The sequence below is a fragment of the Streptomyces sp. NPDC050485 genome, assembly GCF_044458185.1.
Taxonomy (GTDB): domain Bacteria; phylum Actinomycetota; class Actinomycetes; order Streptomycetales; family Streptomycetaceae; genus Streptomyces.
Genome location: NZ_JBITHR010000019.1, coordinates 18,342 through 40,131, shown reverse-complemented (window position 1 = coordinate 40,131; position 21,790 = coordinate 18,342). Strand labels below are relative to the sequence as shown.

Genomic DNA, 21,790 nt, shown 5'->3' with positions numbered 1-21,790 from the left:
CGGTAGCGTCGGCGGATGCATGTACGCGTGACGGGCATCGTCATCGAGGACGACAAGATCCTGCTGCTGGACCAGGACACGGACTCCTCCCGGTCCTGGTCCCTTCCCGGGGGCAAGGTCGAGGACGGGGAGAGTCTTGAACAGGCCCTGGTCAGAGAGATGATCGAGGAGACCGGCGTCGAGGTAGAGGTGGGCCGGCTGCTGTACCTGTGCGACAACCAGAAGGCTCACGTCACTCACATCACCTTCGAGGCCCGCCGTGTCGGTGGGCAGCTGGGGGCGGTCAAGGAGGGTGCGGACACGAGGCCGATCCGAAGCGTCGAGTTCGTGGCCCTGGAGGAGCTGGTGAAGCTGGGGTTCAGCGATCTGTTCGTGAAGCTCGCCCGGGACAACTTCCCGGGCGCTGGCTCGTACATGGGGCCCAAGACCGCGATCGGTCTATGAGCCCAGCGCGCTGAGCAAGAGACGGTCGAGGCCGCCTGGTGTGGGCTGGTCGCCGCGATCGGCGGCGTCGGCCCACTGGTTGAGGCGGTGCGCCAGCTCCCACGCCCCGAGCCCGGCTGCGTCCGTTGTGCCGGGGTCGCGTACGAGGCGGATGCCGACGCCCCGCGAGGAGCCCATCAGGTAGCGGGAGCGCACGGCGGTCGCCGCCTCTGGTGTGCCAGGTGTGTTCCAGGCGGCGCCGAACAAGTACCGCTGCACCGGCTGTGCTCCGGGCTGGTCGGGTCCGTCGCCGCACCAGATCTGTACGTTGCCGATGCGGTGGTGGATCTCGTGGTCGCCGAGCCCGGGTTCGGCGACCGGACAGCAGTCGCCCACGCGGTAGTCGCTGTTGTACGCCGTCACTCCGCGGGTGGCGGTGAGGGCTTCGGCGCGGGTGGGCAGGCGGGCGCCGTGCCAGGCGGCCATGAGGGCCGCCCCGATCCAGGTGACCCAGTACGCGGGGTGCGCCTCGTAGCCGGGGCTGACCCGCCACCGCCGCGTGGACGGCTCGTAATGGAGGCGCCCGCCGCGCTCGTGGGGCATGGGGCACACCAGAAGGCGGGTGCCCAGGCGGGAGTTGGGTGCGCCGCCGGCGTGCAGCAGGGTCAGCAGCTCGGCCATCTCCTCGTTGGTGACCAGCAGGTTGCGCCACCATGCCCCGCTCACCGGCGTGTACGCGGGCCGGGGCACCCCCGCACGGTCCGCCTCCTGCCGGACGGGCCTGGGGTGGCGCGATGGCCGGGAAGTGGGTTGGTGTACCTCGTACAGATCGTCGCTGGCGAGCCAGGGGGCCGCTGTCGCCGTGACGGCGGGGTCCAGCGCCCGGCGGGCCCGGTGCAGGGTCGCCGTGACCGCCTCGGTGACCAACTGGGCGGTTGTCGCGTCGAGTTCGGCGACCAGCGCGTCCTTGTCCGTGGTGGTGGCGAACGTGGTGTCCGCTACAGCGGCGTCGACGCCGGTCCGGGCCACGGCCTCGGCCTCTGGCAGGGTGATGCCGAGGAAGCGGGCGAGTTCGGTCTGCGTACGGGTGCGCTCGGCGACGCGCCGTTCGTAAGAAATGACCAGATGGGGCCGCTCTCCTGCCCCCTGCCCGCTCAGGGCGCGGGCCAGGAGGAGGGCGTTCACGGTGATCAGTCGTCCCAGTGCGGTTGCCCAGTGGGGATCGTCCAGGTCGAGGAGCCCGGCGAACTCGCCGCGCCAGCGTGGTGCGCGGGCGGTGGCGGCGACCTGCCGGTACCGCTCGCCGTAGTGCCATCGCTCCCAGAGCCGGCCGCGGGTGAAGGAGGACGCGATGCCCAGCGGGGCCCGGGTCAGGACGAGGGCTGGGGAACGGGGCAGCAGTCCAAGGACGGTGTCGGTGGCGAAGAAGAGGTTGGTCTCCTTGACCAGGTGGCGGGGTAAGCCGTCGGCGGCGTGCAGGTCGCTGAGCGCGCACAGCAGGTGGTGCAGGCCCAGGCCGCCGAGGCCGCATCCCGCGAGGCTCGGCGGGATGCGGTCGCTGGGCGAGAGCGGGTGTTCGCGGCCGAGCTGCTGGCGGAAGGGCTCGTTGTGCTGCGGCATCGCCTCTCGCAGCGAGTCACACAGCCAGTTCGAGCCGACGCGCTCGAAGGTGCCCAGGGCCAGCACCGGTGCCACGGCCGGGCCCCCGCTCTGCTCGGCCAGGCGGTCCATCCGCGCGACGACGGATGCGATCGTGCCGTCGAGCGGGACCCTGCCCGGCTTGGGGCGCGGCGATCCCGGCCGGTCGAAGTCGGCCAGGTCGGTGGTGAGGTTGGTCGGGGTGTGCACGCGGTACCTCCCGTTGAAAAGGGGCCCGGCGGCGGCCGGGCTCCGCCCGCCCCGGAGTGGGACGGGCGGTGTGGTGGTGCGGGCGTCTACCGGTCTTCTGCGGCCTCGGTCAGCTCGGCCCAGGCGCGTTTGCCCCAGGTGAAGGTGTCCGTGCCGCTGTCGGTGGCGAGGGCGGCGACGACGGCCAGGCCGCGCCCGTTCTCCTCGTCGGCCGAGGCGGTGCGCCGGGCGGGCAGCTTCACGGATTTGTCGATGACAGCGATCCGTACGCAGGTGGGGGCGAGGCGGATGACGGTGACCCGCAGGTTGCGGCAGTCGGTGTGCTCGCAGGAGTTGGCGACGAACTCGGAGACGATCACCTTGCCGTCCTCGACGAGCGCGTCCAGATCCCACGCGGACAGGGCCAGCGCGACGAGTATGCGGGCCTTGCGGGCACTGGCCGGCTCGCACGGCATCGTCTCGGTGTAGGCGGGGCGGCCGGTCGCCGCGGCGTGCACGGCGTTCGTGGTGGTCGTCATGTGGGGGGCCTTTGGCCGGAGCGGACATGCGTGACCGGACGTCAGTGAGTGATCAAGGATTGACGAACCGTCACTTTCCTGTCCCGGCAGAATGCACCCGTGGGGCACGGCTCTGCAATGTTGGGGTTGAAATCCCCAAAAGAAGAAAGTTTGTTCCATCGACTTGCACCCCCGGATGGCGTCAGACTGCCCCCGTAAGGCGCTCACCAGCGCCCGGATGAAAGGGAGTTGCACCCGCGGCCGGAGCACGGACACCCGGCAGGGGGCAGGCGGTACCCAACCGCCCGCCCGGACACTCACAGGAAGGCACACCCCACACCATGCCTACCGTTCCTCTGGTTCCCACGGTACGCAGACGCCGTCTCGGCAGCCTGCTGCGGCGCCTGCGAAGCGATGCGGGGATGAGCCTGGACGCCGCCGCGGCGGCGATGAGCTGGGATTCCAGCAAGCTCTCCCGGATCGAGAACGCCAAGGCGCACATCCGCGCCCAGGCGATCGGCGGACTGCTCAAGGAGTACGGGGTCACAGACCCCGAAGTGGTCACCGCGCTGGAGGGGCTGGCCAAGGACGCCTCCAAGACCGGCTGGTGGCAGACCTACAACGGGGTCGTCTCCCCAGCCTACTCCGACTACATCTCGCTGGAGTCGGACGCCGAGTCGGTGCGCATCTACGCCCCCCTGCTCATCCCCGGCCTGCTGCAGACCGCCGCGTACGCGCGCGAGACGATCGCCGCGAACGCGATCACCCGTACCCCCGAGGAGGTCACCGCTCTCGCCGAGGTCCGCCTGGCCCGCCAGGCCGTCCTCTCTCGGCCCGAACGCCCGCTGAAGCTCTGGGCCGTCATCGACGAAGCGGTCCTGTACCGCCGCTTCTCCGACCGCCCGCACATCATGCGCGACCAGCTCCAGCGCCTGCTCGATGCCTCCGAGGTGCCCGGCATCACCATCCAGGTCATGCCGCTGGACGCCACCCCGCACCCGGGCGGGGCGGGCGCTTTCGACCTGGTCTCCTTCCCGGCTCCGATGCCCACGGTCGTGCAGTTCGAGAACCTCAAGGGCACCAGCTATGTCGAGGGCACCGACGACGTGAAGCTGTACGACGACGCGTTCGGCCAGATCGTCGCGGCGGCCCTGCCGGTGAGCGACTCACTGGCCCGTATCAACCGGTTGAAAATGAGCGAAGGAAGTACCCCGTGAACGACAACACGGCCAAGGCCGACCTGTACGCATACGACCTGACCGGCGCCGACTGGCGCAAGTCCCCCTACAGCGCCGGCGAGGGCCAGTGCGTGGAGATCACCGACCTGCCCGGCGGCGGCATCGCCGTGCGGGACTCCAAGAACCCCTCCCGCCCCGCCCTGTGCTTCACCGCCTCCGAATGGTCAGCCCTCCGCAAGGGCATGATTGACGGCTCCCTGTAAGACAGGGCCAAGCCAAGACCGAAAAGGGCCGCATCCCCCAGCCGGCAGCGGGGGGATGCGGCCCTTGCCGTTCAGACGTACCCACCTCGGCCCTGTCGCTACTCCTCGCCGCGAGGCAGGGGACACGGCGGTGCGCCCAGGCCCCGTCTGCCGCATGGGTGCGCTCAGGTCGGCCCGGCAACGCGCCGGGGGTCATCGAGTAGACCCGCAAGTGGACGGGCGGCGTCCACGACCTCCTGGCCGAAGTCCGTCAGGCGCATCCGGTGCCCGCGCTGACCACGAATCAGGAGCTCCTCCAAGAGGTCATGTTCCAGGTGCTGCAGCTGCACGCTGATCGACGACGGCGACCTCCCGACCGCGCGGGCATAGGCCGAAAGCGACGGGTACTCCACGGCCTGCAAGAACCTTCGGAGTCGTCGGCGCCCGCCGAATGTCCGCACGGCAGGCTGCAGAAGGGCCGGGAACGCGTCGGTGCCTGGGGCATCGGCCGGGCGCCGGCGGGGTTTGCGCTTCTTCTTGTGCGGGCGGCGTACCGTCGCTCGGTCCCAGGTCTCCCGAGGCTGGTCGGCCAGGGTGTGGGCCCACTGCTCGACGGCTTGGACGACCCTGTGGCCCAGTTCCGTGAGTTCCGTCTGGCGACCGCGCCCCGCCCGGATGAGCAGCGGACCGCCGAAGTCCTCTTCCAGGCGTTGGAGCTGCACGGTGAGGGTCGGTGGCTCCATGCCGTGCGTCCGGCACGCTTCAGAGAGGGTGGGGTAGCGGACAACCTGGATGAACACCCGCAGCCGCCGGATCGCATAGGAGTTGCCCAGGGATGGCCGCAGCACCGGCGGTGCCGTCGCGAACTCCTGCTGCGGGACCCTCGGCTGCCGGTTGTACCGCGTCGGGATGCCGAACTCGCGTACGCGGGCGCCGACGCTGGTCCCGCTCATGCCGATCTCCTGGCCGATGTCGTTCAGCGTGCGGCGCTGAACGACGTACTGCTCGTGGAGCCATGCCCGGCTTTGGGTTCCGCGCGGGCGGTGAGTGCGCCGTGGGATGCCGTACTCATCAGCGAGCGCGGCCAGCGCCTTTCGGTTAAGGCCCGTTTGGTGCTGGATCGCGAGGAAGGGCATGTCTTGCTGTACGTAGAGCTGTTCGAGCCGTTCCTTGGAGATCATTTGCCGGGCGGCATGGAGCCCTTTGAGACCGCGTTCCATGCCATGGGCGGTCGGCTTCAGCGCCGGGGCGGGGTTCCGGGCGAGGATGTAGCGCAGTGTGCGCAGATCTGTTCCCAGATCGTCCGCGATGCGGCTGCTGGTGTGTTCGGCACGGACACGGCGGTGGAGATCGGCAAGGTCGATGGTGCCGGGGTCTGCACGGGGCAGGTCAAGGCCGTCGAGCAGTTCGGCGGGCGGTTCCCAGGTCAGAGGTTCGTCGTCGATCCCGTGATGTTCCAGGAACGCGCTGCCGAGCTGGTCGAGCCCGGCGGACATCTCCGGGGTCAGGACGTAGGGGAACCGAACGCGGCTGTTGCGCAGGCTTTGCCGGTCAGGCGGTGGGTCGGGCATTCGAGGGTGGGGCAGTCCGCTGATCTTCTCGAAGAGGTGGTTACGGGCGACCTGGTAGCGCGTGCCGGCTCCGGGCTCGGTCAGAGTGCGGCGGCACAGGGCGATCCACTCGCTCTCGGGCAACAGCGAGGCGTAGTTGAGGCGCCGCCGCCGGCCGTAGTCGATCGGCACCGCGTGCGTGTCGAGATACCCGGCGAGCCGGATCAGGGCAAGCTGGATGCCCTCGTAGTGAGGATCGTCGCGGAGCGCCTGGAGCACGTGCGTCAGAACGGGCTGGTTGATGAGGTCGCCGACCTTCTTGACCGCGTCGGGGAGCTCGAGCCGGCTGTTCACCAGCATGAGGCCGGCCGAGAGCGCGGCGGCGAGGTTCTCGCGAACCTGCGGGACGGGGTTGAGGCGTACGGCCCACAGGGGCCAGATGATGCCGGGGATCTTCCGGGCCCGGGCGGTCAGTTGTACGGGCGTGGTGGTGGGCAGCGACGGGGTCGGCAGCGCGGTGCGGTAGCGCAGGGCAGAGTTGGGCCACATCGTCGGCGCGATGCTCTTCAGGTGGACCGCCTCGAGCAGAGGGCTGTTGTGGCGGGCCCAGTTCCTGGTCACCGTGGGGCTGGTCCACTGGCCGCGGTCCACGATCGCGCCGTGGAGTTCCCGCATGAAGGGGGCGGCGCGGCGGCAGTCGGCCTGTCCGAGGATGCGCCAGGCGGCGACCGCTCCCGCGGCGGCGGTCGCCGCGTAGGCCGGGGCCGCCCGGCCGGGATCCACGGGCGCCCGGCGCTGGGAGTCCGTCAAGGAGCTGTTGTGCTCCCGGGCCCGGAAATGGGCCGCCACCAGCTCCTCGGGGACCAGACGCTCCATGCGCGACGCGGGCATGTGGATCAGGACCCGACGTGCGATCGCCTTCATGTCGGCGAGTACGGCCACGGCGGATTGCGGATCGTGGGCGTAGACGCCGAATGCGCCGACACCAGTGGCGATCACATCCAGCAGCGCCTGCTGGGCCAGCAGTGCGGGGTGCCCGGCACCGAGGCGCATCGTCTCGGTGCCGGCCAGCGGGTGGAGGCACCGGCTCCGCGAAGTCGACGCGAGTGGACGGCTGAGGCGATCGCAGTGGCCGGGCTGTGGGATGAGGTGGCTGGGATGCGGGCGTTTACGGTGCCGTGAGTCGCACTGGGGGCAGAAGTCCGCGAGTAGCCGACGGTGGGTGATGCAGGCAAAGGACCAGCCGAGCCGCCAGGCCAGGGGCCAGCGGCCTTCGCTGTCACCCAGGCAGTCCGGGCAGAACCGTGATCCGCTGCCACCGCCGCGCGGCCCCCACATGAATGATCCGCCGATCTGGAGCCGGTCGCGGTCTCGGTGGACGATGAGGGCTCGCTGATCGAGGTGCTGCAGCGTCATGGAGTGCAGGACCTCTGGTGGGACGCCGGTGACGAAGGAGATGCGCTCGGCCTGATGCGGCCTCAGCTGCGTGACCCAGGGCGCCCAACCCGACGGAGGTGTGTACTCCTGGCGTAGACCCAGCGCCACCAGCAACGCGCCCAGAGGAACCCTCAGCTGCGCAGACATCGCCTCGAACCAGGAGTCCAACGCCTCCCCGTCGAACGGCGCCAGCCGCAGCGGCAGGGTACGGGGTCCACTCACCCGTCCGTCTTCTTGGGCTTCGCCCTACTGGGACGCGGCTTGGTCGTCATCGTCCCGCGGGCGAACTTCTCCGCGAGGCCCTTACGTGCCTTCTCCGCCGCCGCGTCCAGCTTGACGTGATCGAGGAGTTTCTGGTCGAGGACTTCGGTGCCCAGGCGGGCGGCGCGCTGGCAGCCTCGGTTGATGAGCGTCATCAGGGAACCGATGTGCCCACTGCTGCGGATGTAGAGGTAGTCGGTCAGCTCCTCGGCGAGCATGCCGGGGTATGCCTCGCACAGCACGATCCGCTGTTCCAGCCCCTTCAGCAGCTGGCGCCACTGGATGCGGTGCCTGTTGTTGCTGACGGTGAAGGGCTCCATCGACAACGGCGTCGTACGGCGGGCCGTCTGAGCGAGGGTGATGTTGCCGCGGGCGTGGGCCTCGGAGTACAGGCCGCGGTTGGCCAGGTCGACGCCGATGAAGATCAGAGTCACCGGGAACTCGTTCGCGATGTACTTGAAGTGGTTGCTGACCTCAGTGCCGGTTTTGTCCTGCCATTTGAGGAAATGCAGGTCGTCGATGATCAAGACCCTCGTCTCGCACTCCAAAACGCAGTCCAGGGCGCGCTGCGCGAACAGCGCGGCGGTGCCCGTCTTACGGCCGGGGTGCGCGTAGTACTCCAGCAAGGACCGGTTGAATTCCTTCATGCCGATATTGCTGGTCAGCCCGACCCGGCAGACCGGCCACCGCTCGTGCCCGGCGGTGGTGAACGCCCCCTCCCGCGCGATCACCTGCCGGTGGTACTTCAGCGCGAAGTTCAGGACCGCGGTGGTCTTGCCGAGCCCTGGATGCGCGTCCACGGCGATGGCTCCCTTGGCCTTGTCGCCATCCTGCTGATTACTCGTGATGATGTCCCACAAGTCTTCCTGCAGCGCCTTGAGTTGAGGGGTGGCGAGCGGCCCGATGTTGGCGTGCCACACCGACCGCTCGTGTTCGTACTCCAGCAGCGCCGCCTCGCTCAGGTCCGCCTTCTGCTTGCGGGTGAGCAGCTCCGGCCGCTTGCGGGGCGGCGCCGTGGCCATCGCTCCCAAGCCCTCCTTCCGCGAGAGTGTCAGGTTGTCCAAGTGGGCGTTCTCGGGCGTCTCGGGCGGCATTATGCGTCCTCCATGGCGTCGTCGTAGAAGTCCTCAGCGGTGTCAGGGCCATCGAGCTCGTCGTCCTCGTCGTCATCCCCGGCGACCGGGCCCTCGTACGGCTCGGCCTCGACCGCCGCCGGCTCCGCCGTTCCGGCCTCGTCCTGGTCGTCGGTGGCGGTGAGGATCCGGGCGACGGTCGGCAGCGCCCGCACGTCGCTCTCTGCGGTGTCCGGCAGATCGAAGGCGGACTGTTCACGGGCCTGACGCAGGGCCAGCCGCCGCTCGACCATGGTCAGCCCGAGGCCCAGGTGCCAGCGTTCGAGGAGTTCCGCGACCGCCGTCTCGTCATCGGGGTAGGGGTACTTCTCGCCCGCGACCTTCCGGGCGATCTCGATGGCGCCCTCGCTGATCGGGAACTTCTGAGCCGGGGCGTGCTCCCATTCCAGGGTGTGCCACTTGCGGGTGTCCGGGCGGCGGAAGTAGACGTAGTTGATGTTGTCGGGGTCGACCTGGATGGGCCACATCCCCTTGGCCTTGGGGCCGGTGTACGGGCTGGTCTCGCCCCTGTAGCCGTCCAGGCCGTCGCCGTTGTAGCGGCACTTGCGCATCTCAACGCCGTAGTGGTGGATCGGCTTCCACTCGGTCTTCAGGAACTCGAAGCCGAGCGCCGGATCACGCGGCACCTCGATGTAGCCGGCCCGGGCGATGCCGTGCTCGAACATCTTCGCCGGAGACAGGCGTACACCCGGCGCGTACGCATCCACGAGACCCCTGTGCGGCCTGTGGTGGTAGACGCAGGCCACCCATTCCCGGATGATCGCTTCCAACTCGTGGAGGAAGAAGAACGCCTGGTCCTCCGGGTTCTCTCCCCGCGAGAACAGATCCGGGCCCTTGTAGCCCGGCAACACCTCAAGCGGTCCCTCGCGCAGGGTCTTGAAAAAACGTTCGATCGGTCCCTTGTCCCGGCCCGTTCGTAGCCGGGCCGGTTGGATCGACACGCCGAGCCGCTGGCAGACGGACGTGATGTGCTCGGAGATGTAGGGCTTGCCGTGGTCGACCACGATGGTCTCCGGCACCAGCGCCGGGCTCGCCACGCCGCGCTTCTTGACCTTCTTCGCCTTCCCTTCTTCCTCCTCTTCGGGTTCGAGGGCCTCGTGCTCGACGAACACGGTGCGGGGAATGCCGTGGTCGGGCCACACTGCGAACGCGGGCCAGTCCTTTCCGGCCGGACGGGGCCGGTAGGTCTGGAACATCACCGCCGCGACGTCGATCGACGATGTGGACACCGGCGTCACCCGGATCCCCGTCACACACCTGTCGTACCAGTCCATCGTGACCGTGAGTTCAGCCTGTACCCACTTCAGCGTGATCGGGTCCATCGCGAAGACGTCGAGGCGGGTGGTGTCCATCAGCAGGTACTCGCCCGGCCTCGTGGGCCGTAGCTTCCCGTACGCACCCGGAGGCCGGCCAGCGATGTCCCGGTTGCGCTTGGCGCTCAGGCGGAACGTCGGCAACCTGCGTTCGAGTTCCTCGAGCCACCGGTAGGCCGTCGCCCTCGACGGCGACTTCACCGCGCCCTTGCCGTGCCGGGCCACCAGGCGGGGGCCGACACGGCGGATCACTGACCCGCGGGACGGCTTGGAGTCCTTGGCCTCTCCGTGCTCGGCCATGATCTCCAAGGCCATCTCCACCCATCGCGGATCGGCCCGGCCCAGCCCGCCCATGTCCCCGCTCCCGCGGTCCGGGCCGCCGTACACGAGACCTGCCTCCCGGTCGGCTTGGAAGGCACTCACCCACCGTTTGATGGAGCGCACACTCACGCCCAGTTCCCTGGCCTTCGCCTCGTACCGCTGCAGCTTGGGCACGGTGGACTCGTACTGCGGCCGGGGTTCGCCCGCTTCCGGGAACTCGGCGCTGCCCGAACGGAAGCCGTAAAGAACCTCGTTGATGTGGGCCGCACGCTCCCTGACCTCGGCAAGCGCCTCATCGGTGAGCTGGGCGAACAACACCGATGCCGTCTCGGCGTCGTCGTCGGCCGCCGGCCCCGGCCCGGCCGCGATGACCGAGGCCCGGCCGGAGGCAAGAACTTCACGCAGCGACAGCCGGAAACGGCGGTCCAAGCGGTCGCGGACCAGAACCTCGTTGCCTGCCGCCGAGCCGAACATCTCCTCCACCACAACGGCTTCCCCGTCATACATCAGCCGCGTGCCCACTCCGACACGCACAGCGGCTCCGCCCATGCGCCCCTCCCTCCGTACCCTCTGGAACAGATGGACCTGCGCGCCCTCTTCGTCATCGGGATCGGTCTCTTCCGGGCGCGGAAGGTCGCGTCGCCCGGCCCCGATCACCGAAGCCGGCCCCTGCCGCAGCACATGGCGCTCGGTCAGGACTTCCGTCAGGTCCGTGACGAAGTGCTGACACCACAACAGCCGCAGTACAGCGGCCCGCACCCGCCACTCCGGGTGGCGGGGAAAGGCGCGAAACGCATCACCCAGCGACGCCCCGTACAGGTCTGCCGCCCGGATCTCGGCGAGCAGGTCCTCGTCGAAGAGCCAGTCGCGGCGATAGCCCGCGAGGAAGCGCACGTTCGCCAACTCGGCTTCCGGAGGCTCGGACCACACCTCGAAGTCCCAGCCACGCGACAGGACGACCTCGCGGGCCCATCCGAGGGCGAAGTTCACCTTGGGGCGGGTGAGCAGATGGCGCGGCTTGACATCGACGACCAGCGGCACGCCCTTCTCGCGCAGCACCAGGAAGTCAGGGACGTGCCGGCGCCGACGGTCATCCACGGTGGTGGTCAGCAGGAACGGCTGCGCGAAGACGGCCGTCACGCCCTGGTCGAAGTCGGCGTAGAGCAGGCGCGTCAGCTCTAGCCGCGACTCGTACACGACGTGGTCGCGCATCGTGGAAGACCAGTGCGTTCCCGAGTAGTGCTTCTGGCCGTCCCGCCACCGGAACGTACGCCACGGCAGCGAGGGTTCGAAGACGTCAACGCCTGTCGTCGACCAGACCAGGTCCTCGTCGATCGCCCCATCGAGGAGACGGAGACTCATCGTGACTTCGCCAACCACGCGCGCCATGGCCCACCCCCGAGCAGCGAGAGCGGGTAGCAGAAATCCCGGCCCCGATCAGCAGCGACGTCTCCACGATCAGGTCGGAGAGGGGCGCTGCATAGTTCGAGGCCGGGACAGCACTACGACGAGTGAACGATCGGACAGGAGTTCGTCTCACCGCGGTGTCCTTTGGGCCGGACAAGGGCCACGGTCAATGAGAAAGGGACACCCGAAATGCGAACCTACAGATATGGCGCATACAGCTGGTCGCGGGCGATGTCCGGGTCCGGAATGATTAGCCAGTGCAGGTCCTTCCGGCCGGGCGGCCAGGCGTGCTCGCGGCTCTCCACCCGGGAAAAGAAGTTCTCCACGCCAATGCCCCCTGCCAGTTGGTCACTTCGTCGCCACGCTACCGGCCGTCGATCTCCTTCACGGGCAGACTCAGTGAACCGCCCGTGCCCCAGGGCTGGTTGGCTCTGTGGGGATTCACCTCAAGGTGGTGCCGTAGAGGCAATATCGCTCAGTGCCCCACCCGATGGCGTCATGCACACCGCGCAGGAGCAGGGAATCACCGCGCCCGGGGTAGGTGCGCAGGAGGTCGGCTAGCCGCGCGGTACCGAGTCCCTGGCTGTAGTGGTCCACTGCGGTACGGCGTGACGCGGCCGCCTGAGCGGTGGCGGTCAGCGTGCGTAGCCTCGTGTGGGCTGGGGACCCGGTGCACCGTCCTGACCCGATGGTGATGTCGCCCAGTTCGGCGCGCAGTAGTTCATGGCCGCGCGCGATGTCGCTGTGCAGCAGGTGCGCTCCGAACACCGTTACGGGAACGGGGAGGTGAGCCGTCGCGTGCCGCACCGCCTGGTGGATGAGGATGTGGTCGGGGTGTCCGGTCAGTCCGTCGGCCCCGACGGTGAGCACGATGTCGGGGTTGACGTCGGCTATGTGCTGGCCGATGGCGTCGGACAGGTCCTCGACCCGTGCGCCGGTCAGGGACCGTGGAGAGGGGTGGCCGGCGGTGTCGATCCAACGCCCCTCGTCCAGCCAGTCCCAGTGATGTACGCCGAGTGCTGCGGTCGCGCTGGCGAGGCGGTCCGCCCGATGGGTGCGTGCGGCAGCCTCGGTCTGGCCGGGCTCGCTGGCCTCTCCGCCAGAGGCCACGCGTAGGTGCACGGTGCAGCCGAGCGCGCTGAGCGTCGAGAGCGCGGCCCCGGTGGCCCACGTCTCGTCGTCGGGGTGAGCGTGCACGGCCAGCACGGTTGTCCCGGGACCGGCCATGTGGAAGACCGCCCGTGCGGGGCTCCGCCTGGCGGTGTGGGGCCCTCTCATCGCTGAGTCCCGAAGCCGATGCAGGCCAGCGCCTTGTCATCACTCACCTTGTAGCGGGGGTGCTTGATGCCGTCCGGATCTTCGGTGTGCTCGTAGACGTCGATGGTCTCGACCACCTGCTGCGGCGCGAGGGCGGTGCAGGCGTCGGCGAACGTGTCCCAGGACCAGAGGCCGTAGGGCTCGATGCCGGCCAGGGCGCCGTCCGTCATGACCCACATGCGCGTGACGTCCGAGACGGGCCAGGAGCGCACCACGGCCTGGTGGGCGGCCTGCGGGGTTGCCTCGGCCACCCAGTAGGCCAGCGGGTCGCCCGGCTCGTTGATGTGCTGCATCTGGTGATCCCGCAGCTGCTGCACCACCTGGCGGTGCTCGCAGGACTGGAACCCGCGCCCGGCGTGCAGTTGCTCGAACATCACCGCCCTGTCCGGCGAGAGGCGGACGAGGGTTTCGAGGCGCTCGTCGCGCAGCACTTCGACGCCGCCGCGGTGTTCGACGACGACGGGTGTGTCGCACAGTACGAGCGCGTCGACCATGTGGTCGTGGGGGCGGTGCCGCACCATCGCCACGGTGGCCGCCGGTGAGGCTCCCGGGACCAGGTCGTGTTCGCCGGCCACCGTGGTGAGGGCTTCGTAGAGCGTGGTGCGCAGGTCGAGGTGCTGGGCGCGCTCGTGGGAGGCGAGGATCTCCTCGCCGAGGGTCTGGGCGTACCAGCCGCCGCGAGGGTTTTCATCGGTGAGCGTGGAGACGCCGTCGAGGACGACCACCAGGGTGGAGTCTGTGTTGATGAGGATGCGGTCCTCGGACGGGCGGCCGCCGCCGGACAGTTCACCGGTCGTTATCTGCACAGGGTTGCCTTTCATCGTGTTCGTGCTGGGGCTGGAGGCGCCGGCGCGCATGGTGCGGCTGGCGGGCAAAGGGCTACGGCTGCGTCGTCTTTGCCGACGTGCAGTGCCTTGTCGGGATGGCCGTGATCATGTACGTCGTGCGGGGGGCTCTGACCCAATCCGGTCCCGGCCCCTGACGGCCCGTCGGGCCGCCGTACGTGCGGCGTGGGGTAAGGCTGCCGGTTGCGGAACTCCGGTCCTCAACCCTGCACTCCAGGGCCAACGTCCCGCGAGTTCCCCCAGTTGAACCTTCAGAATTCGCGATCCCTCCGACGATCTCGGAGGGGGCAAAGCCCACGTAGGCCGGAAGGTGGTCGGACGCCTCCTGGGCGGCGGCACTGCGCTGAGCGTGATTGCCGGTCGGCGCGGGGGCGACGGGGCGGCTGGCCAGGATCAGGTCGATATGCCTGGCCCCCCGTGGGTCAGGGTCGAGAGAGGTGGACGGAGACGCGATGGGCGCCGTCAGTGCAGCTGGCGCAGCATGGTGGCGTAGATCGGGGCGTCGGGGAACGGCTGCTGGCCGCCGATGTCGTGGTATCCCCAGGACTCGTACAGTGCCTTGACCTTGGGATGCTCGGGATCGACGAGGAGTGTGACGCGTTCTTCGGCGCGATCGGTGAGGAGTTTCTCGTGGATGCGCTGGGCGAGTCCGGAGCTCCGCCAGGGGGCTCGGACCATCAACTCGAAGAGAGCCAGGGTGCGTTGGCCGGTCTCGCGGGTCTCGACCTCGGTGAGCGGTTGGAGCATGTGGGTCCACCAGCCGGTCTTCTCGGGAAGGCAGGAGGCGTAGGCGTAGCCGGCGGCTTCGCCGCCGTCGTAGGCGACGACGGCCTCCCAGCTGGGGCGGGAGGCGTGACCGGCGAGGCGCTCGGTGAAGCGTTCCACGGAGAAGAACGGGTCCCGCTCGATGTCCGCGGCGTACACCTCGGCGTACAGGGCGACGAGGGTCGGGCGGATCTGTTCAAGCTGGTCGATGCCGTAGCGGTGCAGCTTGATGGTGCCGGTCTCGGTCACGTGGTCTCCGATTCATGGGTCAGGCCGTGCGGGCGAGGGTGTTCCAGGTGCGGGTGATCTGTGCGCCGGGGGCGCGCTGGTTGAGGTTGGCGGTGAAGCCGCCGAGCAGGTGGGAGACGCGGCCGACGCCCGCACCGGGTTGGGGCAGGACGCGTTCGGCAGTCGCGCAGGCCATCTCCAGTTCCCCTTGCTGGAGTTGGGACAGGGCTGTCTGGGCGGTGTAGTACGCGCGGTTGCGGTTCTGTTCCGGGCGCAGGGCCGCCAGGCAGCGGTGGGAGTGGTATTCGGCCTGTTCGCCCTGGCCGAGCCGGTAGTGGGTGATGCCGGTCAGGCCGTGGAGTTCACCGAGGGTGTAGAAGTCCATGGAGGCTGGCCGCGGCCGGGCCGGGTCGGCGCGGCCGAAGGCGTCGGCGGCCCGGCCTATCGCCCGCTGGGCGCGGATCCGGTCGCCGGCGCTTGCGGCGGAGAGGGCCAGTCGGGCGTGGCTGAGCGAGGCGTACATCGGATCAGTACGGTGAGAGCGGGTGTTGAGAGCGGCTTCGGCAGCAGCGATGGAGTCGGCATGGCGGCCGCGCTGGTCTGCGAGCACCGCGGCGTAGCGCCAGATCTGGTGCTGGACCTGGCCGTCGCCCGAGAGCGCGGCGAGGTGGATCGCCTCGTTGAGGTGCCTCTGGGCCTCGGTGAATCGGCGGGAGTCGACGGCGGCCCACATGGCGGTCGCGGTGAAGGCCGCGGCGAGCGCGTACAGGCGGGAGCGGGTCTTCTGGGTGGCGCTGCCGTTCTGCTGCAGACCCCGGGTCTTCTCGACGAGGGCGACGGCCTTGGCCTCCAGCTCGGCGCTGCCGCCGGAGGTGTCGTCCAGGAGCCACAGGGCGGCGAGTTGACGGCGCAGGCCCATCACGTCGGTGGTCCCGACGGTGGGCCGGGCTGCGACCGGGGCCGTGGCGACGGCGAGGACGGTTGCGGTGGTGCCAGTGACGAAGGTGCGTCGGCGCACGGGGTCCTCCTGTGATGCGGGGCCGGCCGTGTTCCGTGCGGGGCGGACGAACCCTAAGTCGCTGATGGGGCGGCCGGTGACCCGCTCCAGGACCACCTGGTACTTGCCCTGCGGCCACTGGTTCTCGCCCGACAGCCAGCGGAAGACGGTGCGCTCGGTGAGCTTGCCGCGACGGCCGGTGAGGTCGGCTAAGGCGTCGTTGAGGTCCTCGGCCAGCTCGTCGGCCGCCACCGCGTGGGCGTCCATCCAGGCGGCGAGGTCCTGGTTCTTGCTCCCCGGCATATCCACACCGTAGAGCCCCGGCCGCAACCGCCGACAGTCAAGGAAGTGTCAAGTCGTCAGTTCTGCGGCGAGCAGATCACGGCGGGTTCGTCATGACCAACTGGCCGCCGGGTGCGGTTAGTTGATGCACACCCACCGTGACCCCATCTCACGTCTCGCAGCTCCCGGCGAGGGAGGCCCCTCATGACACAACGGTTCAACGTCGGTGACCGGGTGCTCGATGCCGAGCATTCCCGCATCGGCTTCATCGAGCAGCTCCCCGACTCCGCCGCGTTCAAGCGTCTGATCCTGCGCGCCGCGCATGGCAGTGAAACGTGGCCCGCGCGGATGGGCTCCCTCAGCCCGGCGCCAAAGGATTCGGCGAAGGAGGCGGTGCAGTGATCACGCACGCCACGTCCCGCCAGAAGGACATCTCCTACGACCCCAAGACGCAGGAATTCGTGTGGCCCATCACCGTGCACCAGCTTGACGGCACCACCGAGGACACCCGCCTCGTCATCAGCCCGGACCAGTTCGCACTGCTCGCCGTTCAGGTCGAGCGGGCGGAGGACCGGCGGCGGGAGCACCTGAGCGGCCCCAGCACCTTCCGGGAGGGCCTGTGATCCCCGTCGTTGACGCCAGTGTCCTGTCCGGCTTCTGCGCCGCGCAGATGTAGATACAGCATGCCGCTGCCTCATTATGGCCGGGCGAGCACGCCGTTCTTGGTGCGCACACGTCGAGCGTCATCGGGTACGTCCAGCGGATCGAGGTGGGCGGCCAGCCGCTGTTCGCCAAGCACAGCCTGCTCGGCGTCTCACTCGTCTCGGTGATGCGCGGCTCCTGCGGAAGCTGGGCGAAGGTGCAGGCCGAGCAGTCGCGTGAGCTGCTTGCTACGGCTGCCGCCTGCCGCGCCCGGGGCTCGCTCATGTTGCAGCGGCGTTAGCCAGGAGGATGCGCCAGCGCTTCGTCGAGCAGGCTTAAATGGTCGGAGATCTCCTGAAAGGCCGTGTGGTGCAGGGTCCACGCCGTCCGCCGGGCTGCGTCGGCGGGCGGCGGGTAGTGTCCGAGGGGCTGGGCTCCGTCGAGGTCGAAGAGGGCGGAGAGCAGGGCCAGCCGCGGCACGGCCGTCACCTCGGCCGGGGTGAGCCCCGATCGCTCCGAGCGGTAGGCGTTGATCAGCGAGACAGCGATCTCCGCCCAGTTCTTGCGGCTGGTGACGGTCAGGGGGTCGAAAGCGGCCTGTGCGAGTTCCCAGGCTCGTGGACCCCACCCGGGTGCGAAGCCCACGATGGACTGGACGACATCGGTGACCACGAAGCGGTTGGCGCGTGTGAAGTCGCCGTGCAGGGTCTGCGGCGGCAGGTCAGGTATGGCAGAGAGCAGCGAGTCCGCGCTCTGGTGCAAGTCATGGCGGCGCTTTTCCAGTTGGGCGGCAAGCTGCGGCTGCGCTGCCCAGGTCTGGCTTCCGGTCTGTGTGAGCAGGGTGTCGCAGTGGTGGACGGCCTTCGTGACACCGCATGTCCAGGGAGGTCGTCGGGCGGGCGCTGGCTGCGGGTAGGAGGCGAGGGACCAGTGCAGTCGGCTCAGCATGATGCCGACGTGTTCGGCCTGGGCCACGGACAACGGCCCGGGGTTGGCCTGTCCCAGGACGGCCTCTTCCATGACCATCCATGCTCCGGTTTCCGTGACGGACACCAGGTTTCTGTTCCGGTCCGAGAGGACCTTGGGGATCGGGAGCTTGAGCAGCCCGGCCCGGGCGTGCATGGCTGCGTCCGCTGCGACCCTAGTCCGCGGGACGTGATGGTGTGACTCCCATTCCTTGACGAACAGGTGTTGTCCGGTGTTCGTCAGGACGCGCCATCGCAGTGATGTATCCGCACCGGGCAGTTCCTCCACCTTCGCCACGGTGAGCGGGTACTGGCACTCAAGGGCTTCTCGTACCTGCCGCTCGTCCAGCTCATCAATGCCGTCGCGCTCCTCCCAGTCGTCGTCCATGTCAGGTGTTTGTCCCGGCGGCCGTGCCGGTGTGGATGTGCTCCAGGATGGCGAGTGCTTCCTCCACGGTGTCGAGGTGACTGTGCTGATGGCCCCAACGCAGGTTGCGCGCAGCGTCGATTGCGGCGAACACGGCGCAGGCGTGGTGCTCGTCCGAGGTGAGGCTGCGGCCGTATCCGTCGAAGAAGGCGCTCTTGAGGTCGGGCCGGCCTCTGAGCGTTCCGTGGAGCAGGCGGGGGAGTTCTCGTCGCAGGGGAGATTCGATGCCCGACCGGCCGAATCCGATGATTCTGAGGAAGCGTTGCCGGCTGTCCCACAGCCAGTGCCGGGGGGTGTAGTCGCCATGGACGACCACCGGGTCCGGGAGGCTGGGCTGGTCGGCCAGGAGCGCGCGCAGGGCGGTGGCCAGGTGCGCGGGTACGTACACGTTGATGAGGTTCAGCAGGCCGTCGGTGAGCGCGTCCCACGGCTCCGCGGGCAGGACGCGTGCCCGGTCGCCGTCATGCGGTGCGGCGTGCAGCTGGGCGAGCAGGGTGCCGGCTTGGTGGAAGACCTCCCACTCGACGCTGCTGTCCAGCCGGTGGCGCTGGTCGGGGACGGTCCGGCCGGCCAGCTTGGTGAGCACGGTGGTCTGCGCGGTGTCGCTGCTGGCCACCAGCCGCGGCGCCCGGTCGGCGCCCAGGGAGTAGACGGCACGCCGGTACGCGTGGGTCTCTCGCCGCAGGGACTCGGAGCTGCGATGCCGCTTCGCCACGAGGCGCTGGCCGCGGGAGTCTTCGGCCTCCCAGAGGTCGGAGCGGCCCTGGCTTGGTGGTCTGAGCTGGGTGAGGACCGAGAAGTTGACGGTTATCGACCCGAGGAGAGCTTCGACGTCCTTGGGCATGTCGATCACTGAGCGCGGCCTCCTTCGTGAGTGCCACCGCGGACGCGCCTGGCGGTGTGCCCGAACATGATGTGCCGGGGCGTGAGGGAGGTAAATTCCATCCGCAATATGACAGTTGTCATTGGCGGTCGGACGGTGCCGGCGCGAGGATCTCCGCGAGATGGGGAGGCATGCAGTGACGGCGCAGGACGACCAACGGTGCACCCGGTGCGGGACGCGGACCAGCCGCTACAACAACTCGTCTACCTGCGGGCCCTGCTCACGGTCCGCGCAGCAGGTAGACGCCAGCAGCATTCCGGAACAGGTGTGGCAGCACCCGGAGGTGGCCGGCGCCTTGCGGGCCTGGGACTTCGCCATCGCGCTGCAGCGGATCCGTGAACTGTCCGGGCTGCGCCAGACCGAGATGGCCACGCTCACCGGCTTGAGCCAGAGTCATCTGTCCCTGGTCGAAACCGGCGAACGCCGGCTGGTCAACATCGAGAAGATCGCCCGGATGCTGTCGGGGATGGGGGTGCCGCCGGAGATCTCGCCGATCGTGCTGCCCGGCACGGTATCCCCGCTGTCTCCGCACCCCATTCCCCAGCCCTGGGAAAGCCCCCTGGAGATCGCGCAACGCCTCGCCGTGGCAACGGGATCCAACGTCGAGCCCGCGACGTTGAACCTGCTGGAGCAGACGGTCACCGACCTCGTGGCCCGCTACGAGACAGAAGGTCCGTACCGGCTGGCGCCCGAGACCGTTGGACTCCGCGGGTTCGTCCAGGACCAGCTCGATGGCCGACAGCCGCCCCGCCAGCGGGAGAAGTTGTTCCGGTTGGCCGCCCAGGCCTCGGGGCTCCTGGCCTACATGGCCGTCAACGCGGGCCACGAAACCCTGGCCGAGGCCTACTGCGCCGAGGCCCTCGCCCTGGCCGGCCACATCGAGGACCGGCCGCTGATGATGTGGCTCCACGGAACCCGGTCCCTGGCCGCCTACTACGCCGGCGACTTTCCGCGGGCGGCCCAGGCCGCCGAGCACGGCATCGGACTCGGCCCGGACGATCCTCAGGCAATCCGGCTGCTGTCCAACGGTCTGGCCCGGGCTCGCGCCAAGCTCGGCGACACCACGGGGGCGCTGCGCGCCATCGGCGAAGCCGAAGAACTCACCGCACGGCATCGCGTTCCCGACGGGCTGACCTCCTGCATCGCCTTCGAGCCCTACAGCGCGGCGCGGACCCTGGCCAACGCCGCGACAGCCCACCTCGCGCTCGGCCATGCCCGTGAAGTCCTGTGCTACGCCACGCAGATCGACACGTTGGTCAATGGGTCCGACTCCGCGTGGAGCCGGGCCCTGGTCCGCCTGGACGTCGCCACCGCGCTCCTCGCCGGCTCCCGGCCGGATGTCGAGCAGGCGATGGTGCTGGGACGGCAGGTCCTCAGCAACGGCAGCGGGGCTCCGATCCGCTCCGTGGTCCAGCGCGCCGGAGAACTCCAGGAACACGCCTCCCCGTGGAAGGACATGGCGATCGTGCGCGACTACACCGACGCGCTGCGCGCATGGCGCAGCACACCGGCCGTCGGTGCGTTGACGGCCTCTGGGACCATGACTGCACCGAGGACCCAGAGGGAAGGAGCAGGGAGTGCTGCTCGCGCACGATCCGAGAGTGTTCCCGCCGACTCCGCCGCCCAGCACCACTGACGGAGCCCGGATCGCCGCCTACGAGTGGGCTGAGTTCAGCCGCATCCGGGAGATGACCAACCACTGGGACCGCCCCGGCTGGGCGCCGGCCACCCGTGCCTACTACTGGATGCTTACCGTCCCCGAGACAGTCCCGCTGGTCGACCTCGCCGTGAAGTGCCAGCACCACCTGGGGCCCCTCCGCTTCGATTCCATCCCCGCCGACGGCCTGCATCTCACCCTCGGCAGGATCGGGCTGGCCAGTGCTGTGGACCGACACCAGCTCAGGGCGCTCGCCGGCGCGGCCGCCGACCGATTGCCGGCAGCCTTCACCCTGCAGGCCATCCCCATGACCGCATCCCGCGGCGCCATCCGGTTCAGCCTCGCCCCGTGGGACCCCGTGGTGAGCCTGCACGCCACACTGGCGCAGGCGAGCACGGACAACGGCCTGGCCCTCAACAGCGCAACTGCCTCGCTACGGCCTCACATCGGCATCGCCTACTGCCCCATCGCAACGGACGCGCAGCTGGTTAGGGAGACCATCGCGCCGCTCCGCAGCCTCGAACCGGTGGACCTGGCCGTGGACCAGGTCCACCTCGTTGAGCTACGCCGGGAGAACCGCGCCTACCGGTGGGACGTCATTCACTCCCTGCCGTTGGGCTGAGCAGCGCGGCGGCAACCACGTTCACCGACTCGTCCACCACGCCGTACTTCCAGCCGAGCGTCACGAGGTGCGCGTTGCTCTCCGCTCCCACCGTGAACTTCAGATCGCTGAGTAACCGGCGTGCGGCTTTCACCGATAGACGTTTGGCCGACTTGGCCGACGCGTCGGAGATGGCCCTCGCCGACGTCACCCCACTCGCGACATAGCGCCACACCTCTCGCTGTGTCTCGGACAGGTCAGCCATGAGGACGGCGCGAGCGGGGCGTGGCAACTGCTGCGCGCGGTACAGCGTGTGGACGATGGCAGGCCCGCCGATCACGCCCAGTTGGCGGCCGGCCCTGCGCAGCATCGCGTTCAGGCTCACTGCCTCGCTATGGCACGACGTGGTGCCCTGGCGGGCGGTCCGGCCTTCGGCGAGGAGACTGGCGGCCAGGAGCTGGCGGGGAGTGAGCTGCTGGACGGGGATTGTGCTGATCGGGATGGTCACTGGCTCGGTTCCTTCAATGATTTCGGTCGCGAACACGTCGGCGGATGAGCCGGTGGGGCCGGC

21 protein-coding genes are annotated in these 21,790 nt (G+C 69.2%); 8 read left to right on the top strand and 13 right to left on the bottom strand.

Annotation, left to right across the window (positions count from 1 at the left end; all coding sequences use genetic code 11):
• Positions 1-15: 15 nt before the first annotated feature.
• Positions 16-444, top strand: coding sequence for an NUDIX domain-containing protein (locus tag ACIBK6_RS30995; RefSeq protein ID WP_399054758.1), 429 nt, complete (start codon positions 16-18; stop codon positions 442-444).
• Here ACIBK6_RS30995 and ACIBK6_RS30990 read toward each other — a convergent pair.
• Positions 439-2,271, bottom strand: coding sequence for an SUMF1/EgtB/PvdO family nonheme iron enzyme (locus ACIBK6_RS30990; RefSeq protein ID WP_399054757.1), 1,833 nt, complete (start codon positions 2,269-2,271; stop codon positions 439-441). The two genes, ACIBK6_RS30995 and ACIBK6_RS30990, sit on opposite strands and share 6 nt — an antisense overlap.
• 86 nt (positions 2,272-2,357) lie before the next feature.
• On the bottom strand, positions 2,358-2,789 hold the full coding sequence (locus tag ACIBK6_RS30985; protein ID WP_399054756.1) for an ATP-binding protein: 432 nt from the start codon (positions 2,787-2,789) through the stop codon (positions 2,358-2,360).
• Between the two features lie 320 nt (positions 2,790-3,109).
• Between ACIBK6_RS30985 and ACIBK6_RS30980 the strand changes: the two genes are divergently transcribed.
• Both ACIBK6_RS30980 and ACIBK6_RS30975 read left to right on the top strand, forming a co-directional pair.
• Complete coding sequence (locus ACIBK6_RS30980; protein WP_399054754.1) at positions 3,110-3,985, top strand: helix-turn-helix domain-containing protein; 876 nt, start codon at positions 3,110-3,112, stop codon at positions 3,983-3,985.
• Complete coding sequence (locus ACIBK6_RS30975) at positions 3,982-4,209, top strand: DUF397 domain-containing protein (RefSeq protein ID WP_399054753.1); 228 nt, start codon at positions 3,982-3,984, stop codon at positions 4,207-4,209. Before ACIBK6_RS30980 ends, ACIBK6_RS30975 begins: the two co-directional genes overlap by 4 nt.
• A 164-nt stretch (positions 4,210-4,373) precedes the next feature.
• On the opposite strand, the gene ACIBK6_RS30970 is transcribed toward ACIBK6_RS30975, so the two are convergent.
• The 8 genes from ACIBK6_RS30970 to ACIBK6_RS30935 form a co-directional block, all read right to left on the bottom strand.
• Positions 4,374-7,397: a LysR family transcriptional regulator gene (locus ACIBK6_RS30970; protein WP_399054752.1), complete on the bottom strand. Its 3,024-nt coding sequence runs from the start codon at positions 7,395-7,397 to the stop codon at positions 4,374-4,376.
• Positions 7,394-8,530 (bottom strand): TniB family NTP-binding protein, encoded by a 1,137-nt coding sequence (locus ACIBK6_RS30965; RefSeq protein ID WP_399054751.1) that lies wholly within the window; start codon positions 8,528-8,530, stop codon positions 7,394-7,396. The genes ACIBK6_RS30970 and ACIBK6_RS30965 overlap by 4 nt, the downstream gene beginning before the upstream one ends.
• Positions 8,530-11,565: a TnsA-like heteromeric transposase endonuclease subunit gene (locus ACIBK6_RS30960; protein WP_399054749.1), complete on the bottom strand. Its 3,036-nt coding sequence runs from the start codon at positions 11,563-11,565 to the stop codon at positions 8,530-8,532. The genes ACIBK6_RS30965 and ACIBK6_RS30960 overlap by 1 nt, the downstream gene beginning before the upstream one ends.
• Before the next feature lie 242 nt (positions 11,566-11,807).
• Positions 11,808-11,936 (bottom strand): hypothetical protein, encoded by a 129-nt coding sequence (locus ACIBK6_RS30955; protein ID WP_399054748.1) that lies wholly within the window; start codon positions 11,934-11,936, stop codon positions 11,808-11,810.
• Positions 11,937-12,051: 115 nt separating this feature from the next.
• Entirely contained in the window at positions 12,052-12,807 is a 756-nt protein-coding gene (locus ACIBK6_RS30950; protein WP_399054747.1) for a PIG-L deacetylase family protein, read from the bottom strand.
• A gap of 77 nt (positions 12,808-12,884) precedes the next feature.
• Positions 12,885-13,748, bottom strand: coding sequence for a hypothetical protein (locus ACIBK6_RS30945; RefSeq protein ID WP_399054746.1), 864 nt, complete (start codon positions 13,746-13,748; stop codon positions 12,885-12,887).
• A 486-nt stretch (positions 13,749-14,234) separates the two neighbouring features.
• The gene (locus tag ACIBK6_RS30940; protein ID WP_399054745.1) at positions 14,235-14,786 is read right to left on the bottom strand and encodes a GNAT family N-acetyltransferase; all 552 of its coding nucleotides are present in this window, start codon (positions 14,784-14,786) and stop codon (positions 14,235-14,237) included.
• A gap of 19 nt (positions 14,787-14,805) precedes the next feature.
• The gene (locus ACIBK6_RS30935; RefSeq protein WP_399054744.1) at positions 14,806-16,065 is read right to left on the bottom strand and encodes a Tat pathway signal protein; all 1,260 of its coding nucleotides are present in this window, start codon (positions 16,063-16,065) and stop codon (positions 14,806-14,808) included.
• A 183-nt stretch (positions 16,066-16,248) separates the two neighbouring features.
• Here ACIBK6_RS30935 and ACIBK6_RS30930 point away from each other — a divergent pair, with 183 nt between their 5' ends.
• The 3 genes from ACIBK6_RS30930 to ACIBK6_RS30920 all read left to right on the top strand — a co-directional run bounded on the left by ACIBK6_RS30930 (position 16,249) and on the right by ACIBK6_RS30920 (position 16,987).
• Positions 16,249-16,446 carry a hypothetical protein gene (locus ACIBK6_RS30930; protein WP_399054743.1) on the top strand — a complete coding sequence of 66 codons (198 nt, stop codon included), beginning with the start codon at positions 16,249-16,251 and terminating at the stop codon, positions 16,444-16,446.
• Positions 16,443-16,667, top strand: coding sequence for a hypothetical protein (locus tag ACIBK6_RS30925; RefSeq protein ID WP_399054741.1), 225 nt, complete (start codon positions 16,443-16,445; stop codon positions 16,665-16,667). Before ACIBK6_RS30930 ends, ACIBK6_RS30925 begins: the two co-directional genes overlap by 4 nt.
• Before the next feature lie 146 nt (positions 16,668-16,813).
• Positions 16,814-16,987: a hypothetical protein gene (locus ACIBK6_RS30920; protein WP_399054740.1), complete on the top strand. Its 174-nt coding sequence runs from the start codon at positions 16,814-16,816 to the stop codon at positions 16,985-16,987.
• On the opposite strand, the gene ACIBK6_RS30915 is transcribed toward ACIBK6_RS30920, so the two are convergent.
• A complete protein-coding gene (locus ACIBK6_RS30915) occupies positions 16,984-18,039 on the bottom strand; it encodes a hypothetical protein (RefSeq protein ID WP_399054739.1) in 1,056 nt (351 codons plus the stop codon). The genes ACIBK6_RS30920 and ACIBK6_RS30915 overlap by 4 nt on opposite strands.
• A gap of 1 nt (position 18,040) precedes the next feature.
• On the bottom strand, positions 18,041-18,922 hold the full coding sequence (locus ACIBK6_RS30910; protein ID WP_399054923.1) for an aminoglycoside phosphotransferase family protein: 882 nt from the start codon (positions 18,920-18,922) through the stop codon (positions 18,041-18,043).
• 304 nt (positions 18,923-19,226) lie between these two features.
• Here ACIBK6_RS30910 and ACIBK6_RS30905 point away from each other — a divergent pair, with 304 nt between their 5' ends.
• Both ACIBK6_RS30905 and ACIBK6_RS30900 read left to right on the top strand, forming a co-directional pair.
• Complete coding sequence (locus tag ACIBK6_RS30905) at positions 19,227-20,597, top strand: helix-turn-helix domain-containing protein (protein ID WP_399054738.1); 1,371 nt, start codon at positions 19,227-19,229, stop codon at positions 20,595-20,597.
• Entirely contained in the window at positions 20,563-21,240 is a 678-nt protein-coding gene (locus tag ACIBK6_RS30900) for a 2'-5' RNA ligase family protein (RefSeq protein ID WP_399054737.1), read from the top strand. The genes ACIBK6_RS30905 and ACIBK6_RS30900 overlap by 35 nt, the downstream gene beginning before the upstream one ends.
• Here the strand turns inward: ACIBK6_RS30900 and ACIBK6_RS30895 are convergent.
• Positions 21,215-21,727 carry a hypothetical protein gene (locus ACIBK6_RS30895; protein WP_399054736.1) on the bottom strand — a complete coding sequence of 171 codons (513 nt, stop codon included), beginning with the start codon at positions 21,725-21,727 and terminating at the stop codon, positions 21,215-21,217. The two genes, ACIBK6_RS30900 and ACIBK6_RS30895, sit on opposite strands and share 26 nt — an antisense overlap.
• Positions 21,728-21,790: the final 63 nt, after the last annotated feature.

What these genes read in the sequence shown, in the direction of transcription:
- ACIBK6_RS30995 (WP_399054758.1), top strand. Translation starts at nt 16, where the DNA reads ATGCATGTACGCGTGACGGGCATCGTCATCGAGGACGACAAGATCCTG.
- ACIBK6_RS30985 (WP_399054756.1), bottom strand. Translation starts at nt 2,789, where the DNA reads ATGACGACCACCACGAACGCCGTGCACGCCGCGGCGACCGGCCGCCCC.
- ACIBK6_RS30980 (WP_399054754.1), top strand. Translation starts at nt 3,110, where the DNA reads ATGCCTACCGTTCCTCTGGTTCCCACGGTACGCAGACGCCGTCTCGGC.
- ACIBK6_RS30965 (WP_399054751.1), bottom strand. Translation starts at nt 8,530, where the DNA reads ATGCCGCCCGAGACGCCCGAGAACGCCCACTTGGACAACCTGACACTC.
- ACIBK6_RS30960 (WP_399054749.1), bottom strand. Translation starts at nt 11,565, where the DNA reads ATGAGTCTCCGTCTCCTCGATGGGGCGATCGACGAGGACCTGGTCTGG.
- ACIBK6_RS30945 (WP_399054746.1), bottom strand. Translation starts at nt 13,748, where the DNA reads ATGAAAGGCAACCCTGTGCAGATAACGACCGGTGAACTGTCCGGCGGC.
- ACIBK6_RS30935 (WP_399054744.1), bottom strand. Translation starts at nt 16,065, where the DNA reads ATGCCGGGGAGCAAGAACCAGGACCTCGCCGCCTGGATGGACGCCCAC.
- ACIBK6_RS30930 (WP_399054743.1), top strand. Translation starts at nt 16,249, where the DNA reads ATGACACAACGGTTCAACGTCGGTGACCGGGTGCTCGATGCCGAGCAT.
- ACIBK6_RS30915 (WP_399054739.1), bottom strand. Translation starts at nt 18,039, where the DNA reads ATGGACGACGACTGGGAGGAGCGCGACGGCATTGATGAGCTGGACGAG.
- ACIBK6_RS30910 (WP_399054923.1), bottom strand. Translation starts at nt 18,922, where the DNA reads ATGCCCAAGGACGTCGAAGCTCTCCTCGGGTCGATAACCGTCAACTTC.